Annotated in this window: 16 protein-coding genes; 2 read left to right on the forward strand and 14 right to left on the reverse strand. The window is 26.4% G+C overall.

Annotated features, from left to right (window positions below; all coding sequences use genetic code 11):
- Nucleotides 1-175 precede the first annotated feature (175 nt).
- From clpX to NSA50_RS09800, 8 genes are all read right to left on the reverse strand, one after another.
- Nucleotides 176-1,471: an ATP-dependent Clp protease ATP-binding subunit ClpX gene (gene clpX, locus NSA50_RS09765; RefSeq protein ID WP_257444769.1), complete on the reverse strand. Its 1,296-nt coding sequence runs from the start codon at nt 1,469-1,471 to the stop codon at nt 176-178.
- 35 nt (nt 1,472-1,506) lie between these two features.
- Nucleotides 1,507-2,103, reverse strand: coding sequence for an ATP-dependent Clp endopeptidase proteolytic subunit ClpP (gene clpP / locus NSA50_RS09770; RefSeq protein WP_257444771.1), 597 nt, complete (start codon nt 2,101-2,103; stop codon nt 1,507-1,509).
- 156 nt (nt 2,104-2,259) lie between these two features.
- Nucleotides 2,260-3,543, reverse strand: a complete 1,284-nt coding sequence (tig, locus tag NSA50_RS09775) for a trigger factor (RefSeq protein WP_257444773.1) — start codon at nt 3,541-3,543, stop codon at nt 2,260-2,262.
- A 107-nt stretch (nt 3,544-3,650) separates the two neighbouring features.
- A complete protein-coding gene (locus NSA50_RS09780; protein WP_257444775.1) occupies nt 3,651-4,451 on the reverse strand; it encodes a hypothetical protein in 801 nt (266 codons plus the stop codon).
- A gap of 77 nt (nt 4,452-4,528) precedes the next feature.
- On the reverse strand, nt 4,529-4,708 hold the full coding sequence (locus NSA50_RS09785; RefSeq protein WP_195262617.1) for a hypothetical protein: 180 nt from the start codon (nt 4,706-4,708) through the stop codon (nt 4,529-4,531).
- Nucleotides 4,709-5,189: 481 nt separating this feature from the next.
- Nucleotides 5,190-6,518: a murein hydrolase activator EnvC family protein gene (locus tag NSA50_RS09790; RefSeq protein ID WP_257444778.1), complete on the reverse strand. Its 1,329-nt coding sequence runs from the start codon at nt 6,516-6,518 to the stop codon at nt 5,190-5,192.
- 17 nt (nt 6,519-6,535) lie between these two features.
- Nucleotides 6,536-7,783, reverse strand: coding sequence for a TcaA 3rd/4th domain-containing protein (locus NSA50_RS09795; RefSeq protein ID WP_257444780.1), 1,248 nt, complete (start codon nt 7,781-7,783; stop codon nt 6,536-6,538).
- Nucleotides 7,784-7,798: 15 nt separating this feature from the next.
- Complete coding sequence (locus tag NSA50_RS09800) at nt 7,799-8,140, reverse strand: hypothetical protein (RefSeq protein WP_257444782.1); 342 nt, start codon at nt 8,138-8,140, stop codon at nt 7,799-7,801.
- Between the two features lie 140 nt (nt 8,141-8,280).
- Between NSA50_RS09800 and NSA50_RS09805 the strand changes: the two genes are divergently transcribed.
- Nucleotides 8,281-9,048, forward strand: a complete 768-nt coding sequence (locus NSA50_RS09805) for a histidinol phosphate phosphatase (protein WP_195262621.1) — start codon at nt 8,281-8,283, stop codon at nt 9,046-9,048.
- Between the two features lie 130 nt (nt 9,049-9,178).
- Here NSA50_RS09805 and NSA50_RS09810 read toward each other — a convergent pair whose 3' ends face one another.
- From NSA50_RS09810 to NSA50_RS09835, 6 genes are all read right to left on the reverse strand, one after another.
- The gene (locus tag NSA50_RS09810) at nt 9,179-9,682 is read right to left on the reverse strand and encodes a GNAT family N-acetyltransferase (RefSeq protein ID WP_257444784.1); all 504 of its coding nucleotides are present in this window, start codon (nt 9,680-9,682) and stop codon (nt 9,179-9,181) included.
- Nucleotides 9,683-9,715: 33 nt separating this feature from the next.
- Entirely contained in the window at nt 9,716-10,180 is a 465-nt protein-coding gene (locus tag NSA50_RS09815; protein ID WP_257444786.1) for a GNAT family N-acetyltransferase, read from the reverse strand.
- Between the two features lie 197 nt (nt 10,181-10,377).
- Nucleotides 10,378-11,178 carry a YhfC family intramembrane metalloprotease gene (locus tag NSA50_RS09820; protein ID WP_257444788.1) on the reverse strand — a complete coding sequence of 267 codons (801 nt, stop codon included), beginning with the start codon at nt 11,176-11,178 and terminating at the stop codon, nt 10,378-10,380.
- A gap of 20 nt (nt 11,179-11,198) precedes the next feature.
- Complete coding sequence (locus NSA50_RS09825; protein WP_257444790.1) at nt 11,199-12,281, reverse strand: DUF5808 domain-containing protein; 1,083 nt, start codon at nt 12,279-12,281, stop codon at nt 11,199-11,201.
- A gap of 28 nt (nt 12,282-12,309) precedes the next feature.
- Nucleotides 12,310-13,440 carry a DUF1648 domain-containing protein gene (locus NSA50_RS09830; protein ID WP_257444792.1) on the reverse strand — a complete coding sequence of 377 codons (1,131 nt, stop codon included), beginning with the start codon at nt 13,438-13,440 and terminating at the stop codon, nt 12,310-12,312.
- 2 nt (nt 13,441-13,442) lie between these two features.
- The gene (locus NSA50_RS09835) at nt 13,443-13,832 is read right to left on the reverse strand and encodes a GntR family transcriptional regulator (RefSeq protein WP_195262627.1); all 390 of its coding nucleotides are present in this window, start codon (nt 13,830-13,832) and stop codon (nt 13,443-13,445) included.
- A 183-nt stretch (nt 13,833-14,015) separates the two neighbouring features.
- Between NSA50_RS09835 and NSA50_RS09840 the strand changes: the two genes are divergently transcribed.
- Nucleotides 14,016-14,213, forward strand: a complete 198-nt coding sequence (locus NSA50_RS09840; protein ID WP_195262628.1) for a PspC domain-containing protein — start codon at nt 14,016-14,018, stop codon at nt 14,211-14,213.
- The last annotated feature ends 55 nt before the right edge of the window (nt 14,214-14,268 follow it).

Raw genomic sequence — 14,268 nt, forward strand, 5'->3', positions numbered from 1 at the left:
TAAAAGTTAATGCTCCCTCCCTTCTTTTAGTCATATCAATATTATTAACTTAATCAAAGGTTAATATTCCATAAAAAAGGGGGAATTACCATTATTTTTCTTGAAGCTATCTTATTGTTATATTTAAAAATAAAAGACATCTTATAGTTAAATATAACAATAAGATGTCTTTTTATTATGCAGTTTCTATACCTTTTCTTTTTTTAGTTTTCTTAGCCTTTAATTGAGGTCTTACCTCACCTTCTGCTAATTTAATAATTTCTGGATTATTTTTTTCTTTTATGCAATCTTCATTTATAATAACTTTAGAAATTGTTTCGTCAGAAGGAATATCAAACATAACTTCTGTCATCATTTCCTCAACTATAGATCTTAAACCTCTAGCACCAGTTTTTCTTTCAATAGCTTCATTTGCTATTTCCTTTAATGCATCATCAGTAAATTCTAACTCAACATTATCAATCTCAAAAAGCTTTCTATATTGCTTAACTAAAGCATTTTTAGGCTGAGTTAATATATTCACTAATGCATCATTATCTAATGATTCTAGAGTTACTACAACTGGTAATCTACCAACGAATTCAGGTATAAGTCCAAACTTTAATAAATCACTTGGCATTATATCTTTAAGTAATTTACCAACATCTTTAGTATGTCTAGATGTTATATTTGCGCCAAATCCTATAGAACTCTTTTCAGTCCTTTTTTCTATTATTTTATCTACACCATCAAATGCTCCTCCACAAATAAATAAGATATTTGATGTATTTATTTGTAAGAATTCTTGATGTGGATGTTTTCTACCACCTTGTGGTGGAACTGAAGCTGTTGTTCCTTCAAGTATTTTTAATAACGCTTGTTGAACTCCTTCTCCTGAAACATCCCTAGTAATAGATGGATTTTCAGATTTTCTTGCAATTTTATCTATTTCATCTATATAAATTATTCCTTTTTCTGCTCTTTCTATATCGTAATCAGCATTTTGGATTAATTTTAATAGAATATTTTCAACGTCTTCTCCTACGTATCCTGCTTCTGTTAATGTTGTTGCATCAGCAATTGCAAATGGAACATTTAAAAACTTTGCTAATGTTTGAGCTAGAAGTGTTTTACCTGATCCTGTAGGTCCTAATAAAAGTATATTACTCTTTTGTAATTCAATATCATCATCTATTAAGTTAGAGTTTATTCTCTTATAGTGATTATAAACGGCAACAGATAATGATTTTTTAGCTTTTTCTTGACCAATTACATATTGGTCTAAATAATTTTTTATTTCATTTGGTTTTGGAACACTTGTTGTATCTAATTCAATGCTGTCTTCAAATTCATCTGCTATTATTTCTGAACATAAATCTATACATTCATCACAAATATATACACCAGGTCCAGCTATTAATCTTTTAACTTGCTCTTGATTCTTTCCACAGAAAGAACACTTAAGTTGTTTCTTCTCATCGTACTTAGCCATAAATTCACCTCGCTTAGATTAAGATAGAACTTTGCTTAGTTGCTACCTTTATCATTTTTCGTAATTACCTTATCTACTAACCCATAATTCATAGCTTCTTCCGCTGTCATAAAGTAATCTCTCTCAACATCTACTTTTATCTTTTCTAGAGGCTGATTAGTATTTTCACTTAATATTTTATTTAATGATTCTTTAATCTTTAATATTCTCTTTGCGTGTATATCGAAATCAGTTGCTTGACCTTGGAAGCCACCTAGAGGTTGATGAATCATAATTTCACTATTTGGTAATACAAACCTTTTTCCTTTTGCTCCTGATGAAAGTAAAAATGATCCCATTGAAGCTGCCATCCCTATACATATAGTAGATACATCTGGCTTAATATATTTCATTGTATCATAAATAGCCATACCTGCGGTTATTGATCCTCCTGGACTATTTATGTAAAGATGGATATCCTTATCTGGATCTTCACTTTCTAAGAATAATAATTGTGATACCACTAAATTAGAAATGTTATCATCAATTTCTCCACTTAACATAATTATTCTATCTTTTAATAATCTTGAGAAGATATCATAAGATCTTTCTCCTCTACTAGTTTGCTCTACAACCATAGGAACTAAACTCATTTTTATTCCCTCCTTCTCTATTATCTACCTTCTTTTATAATATATCCATATTCTAAAAAAACTAATTATATTAAATTATATAAAATTTTATTTGTTTTGTTAATGAATATTTGAAATAATTGCCAGAATTTTATTCTGGCAATTATTATTTATATACTATTTATTATTTTCAACTAAGAATTTTATAGTCTTTGATACTTTAACATCTGCAAGAAGTGCTGCTCTTTGGCCATTCATTAATAAATCAACCATTTTTTCATCTTCTTGAGCTGCGTACATTTTTGCAACTTCCTTAGCTTTTTCTTTTAATTCTTCTTCTGTTACATCAATATTTTCAGCCTTTTCTACAGCTTCTAAAACTAAATCCGTCTTTACTTTGACTTCTGCATTTTCTTTCATGTATTCTCTCATTTTTGTTTCGTCTGTACCAGTAAATTGGAAATATTGTTCTAGATTTAAGCCTTGATATTGAAGTCTTTGTTCTAAGTTGCTTACCATTGTATCAATTTCTTTTTCAACCATAACTTCTGGAACATCAATTTTAGCATTTTCAACAACAGCTTTTATAATTGCATCTTCATATTCTCTTTCTGCTCTATTGTTGTTTTCTTCTTCCATTTTCTTAGCAATATCTTCTTTTAATTCTGCTAATGTATCAAATTCTGAAACTTCTTTAGCAAATTCATCATCAATTTCTGGTAATTCTTTTATCTTTATTTCTTTTACTAAAACTTCGAATTTAGCTTGCTTATTATTTAATTCTTCTCTTCCATAGTTTTCTGGGAAAGTTACGTTAACTTCTACTTTATCTCCAACTTTCGCTCCAACTAATTGATCTTCAAAATTATCTATGAAAGTACCTGATCCTATTTCAAGTGAATAGTCTTTACCTTCTCCACCTTCAAATGCTACATCATCGATAAATCCTTTGAAATCAATAACTGCTGTATCTCCAGTAGCTACTTCTCCATCTTCCTTAGTTTCGATTCTAGCATTTTTTTGTTGCATTTCTTTTAATTTTTCATTTATTGCATCTTCTGTAACTTCATAAGATGGCTTTTCAACTTTTAATCCTTTGTATTCTCCTAATTCAACTTCAGGATAAACTGTAACTTCTGCAGTATATACAAATTCTTTTCCTTCTTCTGCTGTCACTATGTCTATCTTTGGATAATCAACAGGAATTATGTTGTTTTCTTCTACTGCTTTTGAATATGATGCATCTATAGCAAAATTAACTGCATCTTCAATTAAAACTCCCATACCATAGTATTTTTTAACTATTGCCATAGGAACCTTTCCTTTTCTAAATCCTGGTACATTAAAATTCTTAACGTTTTTATTATAAGCTCTTTTTATAGATTCTTGAAATTTTTCAGCCTCAACCTTTATTTCAAACTTAACAACGTTTTTCTCTATTTTTTCCATTTTAGCTTCCATTGTACTCTTCCTCCTAAAATAGTAAGATACTATCATAATTGATATAACTAGGTTATTATACCATACTATATCAAACACTTTCAAATATTTGTTTATTTAATTTTATCTTAATCGACTAAATAGCTATTTTGATTTACATATTTAACATTGCCATCAATTACAACTTCTAATCCTTTTTCTTTCAAATCTCCAAATTTTATTTCCCTCCCCTTAGAATTCCATAAAGTACTATGGGTATTATTATTTAGATCTACAACCCATATATATTTATTTAAATCATATCCAAAGTAAGGTACATTGCTAATGTATGCAACCTTTGTATCTGTTACAAACTTAGCTTCCACATTCCACAAATATCCATTATATGTTTGAAGAACTGAATCTTTATTAAATATTTCTCCATTTGGAGCTGTATATTTATCTTTTGTTATATTAGCTTCTTTTTTATTTGAATTAAAAATCTTCATATTTTGATTTTCATCTATAACTAAAATTAAATTTTTCGCTTGGTTTATAGTATAATACATATTACTTGGAACTTCTTTTACACCTTTAAATTTTATCGTTCCATTTATATCTTCATATTCCGCTTTTAATATAGAATTTTCATTAATTTTAAATTCCATAATTTTACTTTCAGGTTCTTTAGGTGCTTCTTCAATAACTTCTTTGTTTTCATTGTTTTCTAAGTCATCAATATCTTTATCTGTATTATCAAAAGATTTATCTTCAACAATCCACATTTGAAGTTTATTTTTTAATGTATCCGTATTTATACTACCTATAGCTATCTTAATAAAAAGACTACCTATAAGTAAAACCCCTATAACCGAAATAGCTGCTATTCGTCTTCTACGTTTTTTCATCTTCCTCTCATAATCTCTACTGAATATGCTAGGTTTTCTCACACCTAATACCTCCCCATAATTTATATTTTATATTAAAAGCTTTTACATTTATTTATTATAAAATACATCATATAGTATTATTTACCTTTGCTTTTGCAACCACAGCCTGAACCGCTTCCCTTACTACTACAACATCCACCACATTTTAATAAGCCAAGATCTCTCATTTCTTGTACTGATAGCTTAGCTTCATTTTCTGTATAATCTTCATAGTCAGGTGTTGACTTTAATATATCTTCATTTCTAAAATTTTTCATTTAAATCACCTCAAATTATATTATATAACGTATTTCACCGAATTCTATATATATTTTATATATTTTTATATATTTTTATTTTATAAAATGCTAATATTTTCTGAAAAAATATTATTTTCGATAAATTTTCTAAAAACTATTGGATTTTTTGACAAAATATAATATAATAAATATATAAATTTTACAATTATTTTATAAATTACATATTTTTTTCATTACATGATTAGCCTATATTACTGATAATAATTTTTTATTATCAGTTTTAATAAAACCCCACGTATGTTCATTTACTCCCTTTCTTAAATGAACATAGCCCCCCTTTAACCTGTGCAATTTTGTACAGGTTATTTATTATTTATAATAAATAATTGATAGGCAATATGTAATGGAAAATCAAGAATCAAATTTTTCAGAATTTATTCATTAATTATAAACTGTCCATTTTCAATTGTCCATTGTAAAAAAAGTCCTTTCGGCCTTTTTAAACATATCCCATAGGATCTACATGTTGTCCATTAATTCTTATTTCCCAATGGATATGAGGTCCAGTACTCATTCCTGTTGATCCAACATATGCAATGGTTTGCCCTCTTGCTACTGTTTGTCCAACACTTACTAGAAGTTCACTATTATGTCCATATAATGTTTGAACTCCGCTACCATGATCTATAATAATTGTATTTCCATATCCAGATATCCAACCTGAATATGCAACTACACCACTTTTTGATGCAGCAACAGGAGCACCATAAGGATCGCCTAAATCTACCCCAGTATGGAATCCTGCTTCTCCAGTAACTGGATTAATTCTTGGTCCATACGGATCTGTTACAATACCATATCCAGGTCTTAAAAACGTCTCGCCACTTGGATCTCCAGGAATTATATTTCCTCCTGAATTATCTCCTCCAGAGTTACCTCCGCCCGAATTACTTCCACCATTATTAGAGCCATTATTTATTTCATTAAATATACTATCTAAAGCTGCTTGCAACTCTTGATTATATGAAACTAAATCACCAATTTGTTCTTCTAATTCTTTTTCTTTATCTGATAAAGATGCTATCAATCCTGACTTTTGTGATTCTAATCCATATAGCTCGTCCATTTTGCTTTGATGGAATTCTTGTTTTACTATGAATTCCTTTTGAGCTTCTTTCAACTCATCTTGCTTTGCTATTACTTCATTTTTATCAGCTTCTATTTTTTCTAATTTTTTTGAAATTTCAACTTTTTCGTTTTCTAATTGTTTTTGAATCTCTTTCGCTGATTCCATTAGCCCTTTATCTAAAGTCATTATTCTAAACACATTTTGAATATTGTTAAATAAAGAAACTATACTTTCACTTCTCAATATCATATAAATATAATTTGCAGTTACATCCATTTTATAGTAATTTCTTACTCTCTGATCTAATGCTTCTTTTATCTTTCTACCTTCTTCTTCTTTTTCTGTAATAAGGGCTTCTTTTGTAGAAATTTCATTTTCAGCACTTGTTATCTCTGAATTTATTCTATCAATTTCACTTTGTACCTCATCTATTTTAGCCTGATATGAATCAACTTCTGCTTTTGCACTTTCTAAATCCTTACCTTTTTCATCAATTTGATTCAAAATCCCTTGAAGTTCACTTGATTGATCTTCTATTTCTCCATTAACTTTATCTTTTTCATTCTCTAAATTACTTATATCATTTTGATTTTGTTCAATTTTATCTTGTAAGGAACTACTACTTTCTGCTAACACCAATGTGTTACTTGAAAAAATTACTACAACAGCTAAGGTTACTGCTCTTAATTTCTTATTCATAAGTTTTACACCTACCCTTATTCTAAATTAAACTTTTGTACACCGACTATTTGCCATTTCCCATCAACATATTCCATTTGAGTTAAAAACATTTCATTAACATTATTTTTGATAAACGAGATAAGTTTTTTACTTACACTATAATTTAAATCTATAACTATGTTAGCTTTATAAGTCTCATCTTCATAATAAAACTCACTACTCTTTACCTTTGTTTCTAATTCGGTAAGCTCATAATTATTTTTTAAAAATAAACTTTCTCTTCTTATACTGTTATAAATTTTATTTTTTGCATAATCTTGTGCATTTTCTATTAAAGAATAGTCATTTAAATTTAAAGCATTAAAAACACTACTGTAAAACTTATTAGTACAACTATCTATTTGAGTTAATAAATTATCATTAACCATGTTTATATCTATATTTATATTAGGTAAGTCTCCCACATTAACTTTTTCGCTTTCCAACACTCCCCAAGGAAATTCTCTTTGCAAATATATATCTATATCTTTATTCATAGGTATTGGACCATAGTTTTTTATATCTTTTACTTTTCCATCTATTTTTTTGTCATTTATAAATACATCTGCATCATTATAGTTTGATGATAAACTTATATTAATAGCCTTCAAATTCAATGTAAATTCTTCATTTTGCATCAAAAATATTTCTTGTTCCTCAATAACTTTTCCATATAACGTATCTAATTCCCCTTTTATTATATATTTCCCGGGAATTAGACCGGTTTTTATATTTGTCGCATCTATAGGAATGTTATCAACATAAATCTTAGCCTCATTAAAATTTGTATTAACCTTTATATCAATAGGTTCTATTTGTATTTTATAGTTATTAAAAAATAGTACTCTATCATTCTTTAAAGTGAAGAATCTACTTTTTTCACTACTTTTTAACCCCCTTATTATGTTATCTACTTGTGTAGTATTTTCTGAATAATATTCTGATAAAGGTTGAAAATCCTTTCTACTTATTTTTTTATCATCAACTCTAATCTTTCTATATATTTCTCCAGGTTTATTTTCTTTCAAAGCTATCTCTAGCTTCTTCAAAACAATATCTTTTGAAGCTTTATATCTTCCTACCCCAAAACCAATTAAAATAAAAAAAACTAAAATTGTACTAAGTAGTATTTTTCGCTTAATTAGAAATTCTTTAATATTATTAAAACTTAAACCATTTATGTCTTCTTTTAAGAGGCAAATATATTCTTTTAAGTTTTTTAATAATCTATCAAATTTCTTCAAATTTATCAACCCTCTTTACTCCAAAATATCTATTATCCATTTTTTACATTCTACACATTTATATATTCTTATCACAAATAAATCTAGCATTTTTTGCTTTCCTGAACTTGCTAATGCTTTCACTTCTGCTTGTGTTAAAAACTCATCATTTTCGTCTAAAAATCCTGGTATTTCAACTATATAATTCTTATTTGTCTTTTCACAACATTCATTTTCTCCTACTACTTCTATTTCCTCGTATGTAAGATCTTTGCTAAGTTCTTCTATTATAGGTAATATATCTTCAAATTCATCTAAATTATCTAAAAATTCTTCCTTGTAAAATACTAAATCTTTTATTTCGAATAATTTTTTCATAAAAACACACCTTTATTTATATTTTAATTTAATTTTATATTTAATAATACTATTTATCAAGATATTTTGCATAATAAGGAACTATTTATAAATCTATGATATAATTTTAAAATAAGACTATATTATTGGGGAGGGATTGTATGATATTTGATAGCCATATGCATTCAAAATTTTCTACAGATAGTGATATGATGATATTAGATGCAATATCTGCTAGTAAAGAAAAAAATATTGGCATTATAATAACTGATCATATGGATTTAGACTATCCAGTAAAAGAAGATTTCAAGTTTGATGTTCCTACTTACTTTAAAGAATATGAAAAATACAGATCTGAAAGTTTAAAGTTAGGAATAGAAATTGGATTAACACAGAATACCTTTGCTCAAAATGAAAAAATAGCTTCTAGTCATGACTTCGATTTTATATTAGGTTCTATACATGCAGTTAAAAATCTTGATATATACTGTGATTATATATATCAAGGTTATGATAAACATGACTTCTTTTCTTACTATCTAGAAGATATGTTGTCTTGTGTAAAATTATATAATAATTTTGATTCCTTATCACACATAGATTATCCTTGTCGTTATTGCTCTTTTGAAAATAAAGAAATACCAATTCAAGACTTTAAAGATATTCTTTCTGAAATATTTATTACTTTAATAAATAAAGAAAAAGTTTTAGAATTAAACTCAAGTAGACTTCACATAAATTCAGCTAAGGAATCTTTATTTGATATATATAGTCTATATAAAGACTTAGGCGGTAAATATGTTACTTTAGGCTCTGATGCTCATAACCATAAAAGTATTTATAGAAATTTTGATATAGCATTAGACTTTATAGACTCAATTGGTTTAAAAGGAGTTTATTTTAGTAAAAGAGAACTTCAGTATTTCTAATATGAAAGGGGCTCGCGTTTCGCGAGCCCCTTTATAAAAATAAGATATTAAATTTTTAAGGCAATAAAACATATTTGAAATTGAATAATTTTTATATTAAATAGATTTCTGATACTACACTTTTTTTACATTATTTCATTTCACTTAAATTTATTATCTCTTTTTCTTTAAGTCTATATATCGTCCATTCATCCATAGGTACTGCCCCTAAAGACTTATAAAATTTTATTGATGGTTCATTCCAATTAAGGCATGTCCACTCCATTCTCTTACAGCCTTCTTCTCTTGCTTTCTTCCCTAAGAACTTAAATACTTCTTTTCCTAATCCATTTCCTCTAAATTCCTTTTTTATGAATATATCTTCTAAATAAAAACCACTTCTACCTATAAAAGTAGAGAAATTATAAAAATATAATGCATATCCAACTGGATTTTCATCTAACTCCAATATTACAACTTCTGCTCTATTATTTTCAAAAATAGAGTTTCTTAATGGTTCCTCTGTTGCAATAACTTCATCTGACATTTTTTCATACTCTGATATTTCATTTATTAAGGATAAAATTAATGGAATATCCTCTTGGGAAGTTTCTCTTATTTTAAAATTTCTTATGTTAGTATCATAATATTTCATAAAATCCCCCTTATCTTTAGACACCTAAATAATTTAAGCTATTTCCTTTACCATTGCTACATCACATCTATCACATACTTCTTCATTAAATTCTTCAAACCCATATTTTTTATAAAGTTTTATAGCCTTATATAAAACTGAATTAGTCTGCAAAGTAATTCTTTTATAATTAAGTGACTTAGCGATTTTAAAAGAATTTTCTATCATAACATTTCCAAGCCCCATCCCTTGGAAATCTTGCTTTAAATACATTTTTCTTAATTCACAGGTTTCATCATTTATTTTATAAATACCATATGTTCCTATTATCTCTCCATTGAACTCTATAACTTCAAAATCCCCATTATTTTGAATATAATACTTAGATATATCCGTTATATCTAAATCTTCTACTTCTGAATTTAAATCTAATCCATAGAGATTCAGTACCTCCCCTACTAAATTTAGTATTTCTACTTCGTCTCCATTTCTAGCTTTTCTTACTAAAATATTCTCCATAAACTTTCCCCCTTATCTATACGTAAATTAATAAATCTTTATAAAAAAGAGGACATATATAATGTTGCTTATTCAGTCACTTCACTTAAAGGCAACTCAAAATTATATATATCCACTTAAGATTAAATGAAAGAAAATAAGCATCTAGTAGTGTCCTTTATAAAATTTATTAATTTATTAACATTATAAAGGTTTTTTTATAATATTTCATTATAATTGCGGAATTTTTTTACAAAAATCTTAAATACATACATTGCCAAAATTAATACAGTTATAAATATAACTCCTTCAACTAAAAATATATTTTTTATAACACCAACTTGATATAGGGCTGCAGGAAAATCTATTACAGCATGAATTAATATAGCTAATACATAGTAGATATATTTTCTTTCTTTAACTGCATACAAAACTATAATTGATAATGATATATGAATCACCATAGCAAATATTCTTTCTATTCCAGGCATGGCCCACATGATGGAACTGCTATTTACAAATTGGTCATACGTAGCACTAATAACTTCCTTTGGTACTGATAATCCCTCCATTATAGATTGGAATCCACCTTTATTTATTAAATTAGAATAAACTAAAGAATTTATACTGCTTATTGCCCCGATTAAAATAGCTTCCATTCCACCATGTCCAAGTCCATATGTTACCCCGCTCATTACATCTCTATCTTTTATTATAAACTTGAAACATAGAAATCTTGCTGTTTCTTCAAATATTCCAGCCATAAGACCACCATATAACATATAAGCTATTGGAGTACTTAACAAAAATCCTGATGTTGTACTATTTAACTTCAAGAAATATGAATGTATAGGAGCTTCTAAAATTTGTGCAAAAATAAAAAATGCTGCTGCACCTATAAAGAATGTTTTTAAACTTACATTATATTTTCTTTTTAAAAATATAATTCCTCCTATAGGTACTATCACACTTACTAATAAGCTAAATACCATAAATACAATTGATAAGCTACTAACCATAAATAATCCTCCCTTATAATTTAAACATTAAAATTTGTATCATATATAGCAAATAAAATTATCAACAATATAAGTAAAATTAATAATATTGTTGCTTTTTTATTTGCAAAATTAATCGTATACCCTATTCCTACCCTTTTCTCCACCATCCATGCTGGATCATTCTTATTATAATAAAACATTCCCCATATCCATTTGTCATCATCATTCTTATATAGGTCATCACCTTCATTTTCTTCTTCTATATTCCGTCCACCTTGACCTATTAATATGAATATTATTATGAATAAAGTCATACTAATGGATATAAAAACATTAATAAAATTCTCTAATGAGTTAGTATAAAAATTATAAATTATACCTAGCTGTATTACTGAGTATAATGCAACCATTTCTATCTCTGTTATAAATAAAAATATAGAAATTAATCTTTTAAATTTTTTCTTTCTTTTTACAGCTGTTTCTATATTTCCACTATTTAAATCAACTTTTGAAGTTAAAGTTATTTTCGTTAACAAATACATTGCTAAGCACATTATAATTTGATATATAGGAATTTTATAAATAACATAAGAATTCATATTTAAAATATATTCTCTTCTATATATAGTTAATACTAAAATTATAATAGAAATTAATATTGGAACTAAAAAAAACTTTTCATTTAATGCTTTATATCTTTCATTTTTCTTTGGCTTTCTTAATGTAGTATCTACTATAACAACATTATTAGTTTTATAACTCCAATTATTTTTTTCTTTTAACTTCCTTGTTATTTTATAGTAAATAGCAAATAAAATTGCATGAATTAAAAGAGCTCCTATTAATGATATTGTCATTATCATAGATAATATAAATTCACTAACTTTTAAATTCAAAATCATTAGTATATTATTTATTACAAAATAAATTACAAATATAAAAAGTACCTTTCTTTTATAATCTTTATCTAAGGCTTTTATTTCACTTGACTCTTGATATTTTTTAGGAATTCTAACTCCAAAATATATTCCTTTATTAGAAGTATTATTTAAATAATATGATAAAAGAACCATAGTTATTATAACTATATTTGAAGTTAATATAATCATAAAGTTTTGCAAAATAAATTCACCTCCCATCTGTATTTTATTATATTCCTCTTATAGCTAAATATATTATTACTATTAATATTAAAATTATAGGTAATACCATGATAATCATTCCTATTGGATTTCCTAAATTAATATCCCATCCAATACCTATTCTCTTTTCTATAAAGATACTTGGATCATTTTTATTGTAATAAAAGCTTCCTAATACCCAACACTTATCGTCATCCCTATATATTTCCTCATCATTACTTTTGATTTTTATATTCTTTCCGCCTTGCCCTATCTTATAACTTATTACTAAAAAAACAATTACAGTAATAAATATAACTGTTAAGCTAATTATATTTACTTTATTAATACTCCATCCATACAACGTACAAAATTGCATTAACGCAAATAAGATAATAATTTCTAATGCAATAATAAATAAAAATATTGAATTAAATCTTTTAAATATTCTTCTTTGTTTTTTTATTTCTTCTAAAGTCCCACTATTTATTTCACTTTTTCCATTAATAGCAAATTTGTTCATAGCAAGTAAAAACAAAATCATTCCTACTTGAATTAAAACTGGAAATAAAGCTAAATAAAAGAAACCTTGAAAGCCACTTTTTTCTACAAAACTATCCGCAATCCCCTGGGCATTATAATGAATTGGGAATAGTTCTGGAACCTCCTTATATGACAAAAGAGTTAGTATAAGTGTTATTGCAGGAATAATTAATAGTAATAAATAACTTTTGCTTCTTACTCCTACAAAATCGTCATTCTTCTTAGGTTTTCTTATAGATGTATCTACAACAACTACGTTCTTACCTAATTTTCTCCATCCCTTTTCTTCTTTTAATCTAGTCATCTTTTTCCAGTACATAAAAATAGGAATGTTTGTAATTACCAACAACATTAATACTAATAAAGTAAATAAAGATACTTTAGGATAGAAAAATACTATAACATTAATAATTAAAATAACTGGTATGCTAAATATTAAGTAAAATTTTTTATATTTTTTTTCTAATTTAATTATATCATTATCTTTTTCATATTCCTTCGGAACTCTCACTCCAAATATAATCCCATTATTAGATAACTTATTAACATATAAACCGCTAAAAAATGAAATTAAACTTATAAAAATAATCATAGAACACACAATTATTCTTTCCATAATTAACTATTCTCCTTATTATTAAACTCTAAAAATACCTTATCTATATATAACTTAATTTCATCCTTACTAATATTTCTATTAAAGCACTGAGCCATATAAAAATATAAATTTTCATCTAAATCTTCTTTGAACTTTTCCATTGATTGATTTAAATTTAATGAAACCACTGCACCTTTTCTTCTATCAATTTTAATATATCCTTCATCCTTAAGCATATTATATGCTTTATTAACAGTATGCATGTTTACCCCTATATCTTCTGCTAATCCTCTTACCGAAGGTAATTCCTCGCCTATTTCAATTTCTGATTTAGCAATTCCTTCAATAACTTGATTTTTTATTTGCACATATATTGGAGTATCAGAATCAAAATCTATCCTTAAAATCACTTTATCACCTCGTTTTAACTTTTATAGAAACCAATATATAAGATTAAGAATTGTTTAAGCTTTAATTAATATAAAATTCACCTAAAACACTTATAATATAATTACATTATATATTAAAATTTATAATTCTTAACTTTATAATTTAAAATATAATTATATTAATTAATAAATAGGAGGTTTATAATGAATAAAAAACTTTATAAAATATCATCTCAAAAAAGAGTAGCTGGAGTATGTGCTGGATTTGCTGAATATCTTAATGCTGATGTAACTCTAATCAGAGTTCTAGCTTTACTACTTATACTTTGTTCATTTTCATTAGGATTAATCTTCTATATCGGTTGTGCTCTTATAATGCCTGATAAATCTGAAATAATGTAGATAAGGGGATGTCTATAAGACACCCCTTAATCTAGAACTTAAGATTTTAAATTGT

It is taken from the genome of Clostridium mucosae (assembly GCF_024622765.1).
Lineage (GTDB): Bacteria > Bacillota > Clostridia > Clostridiales > Clostridiaceae > Clostridium.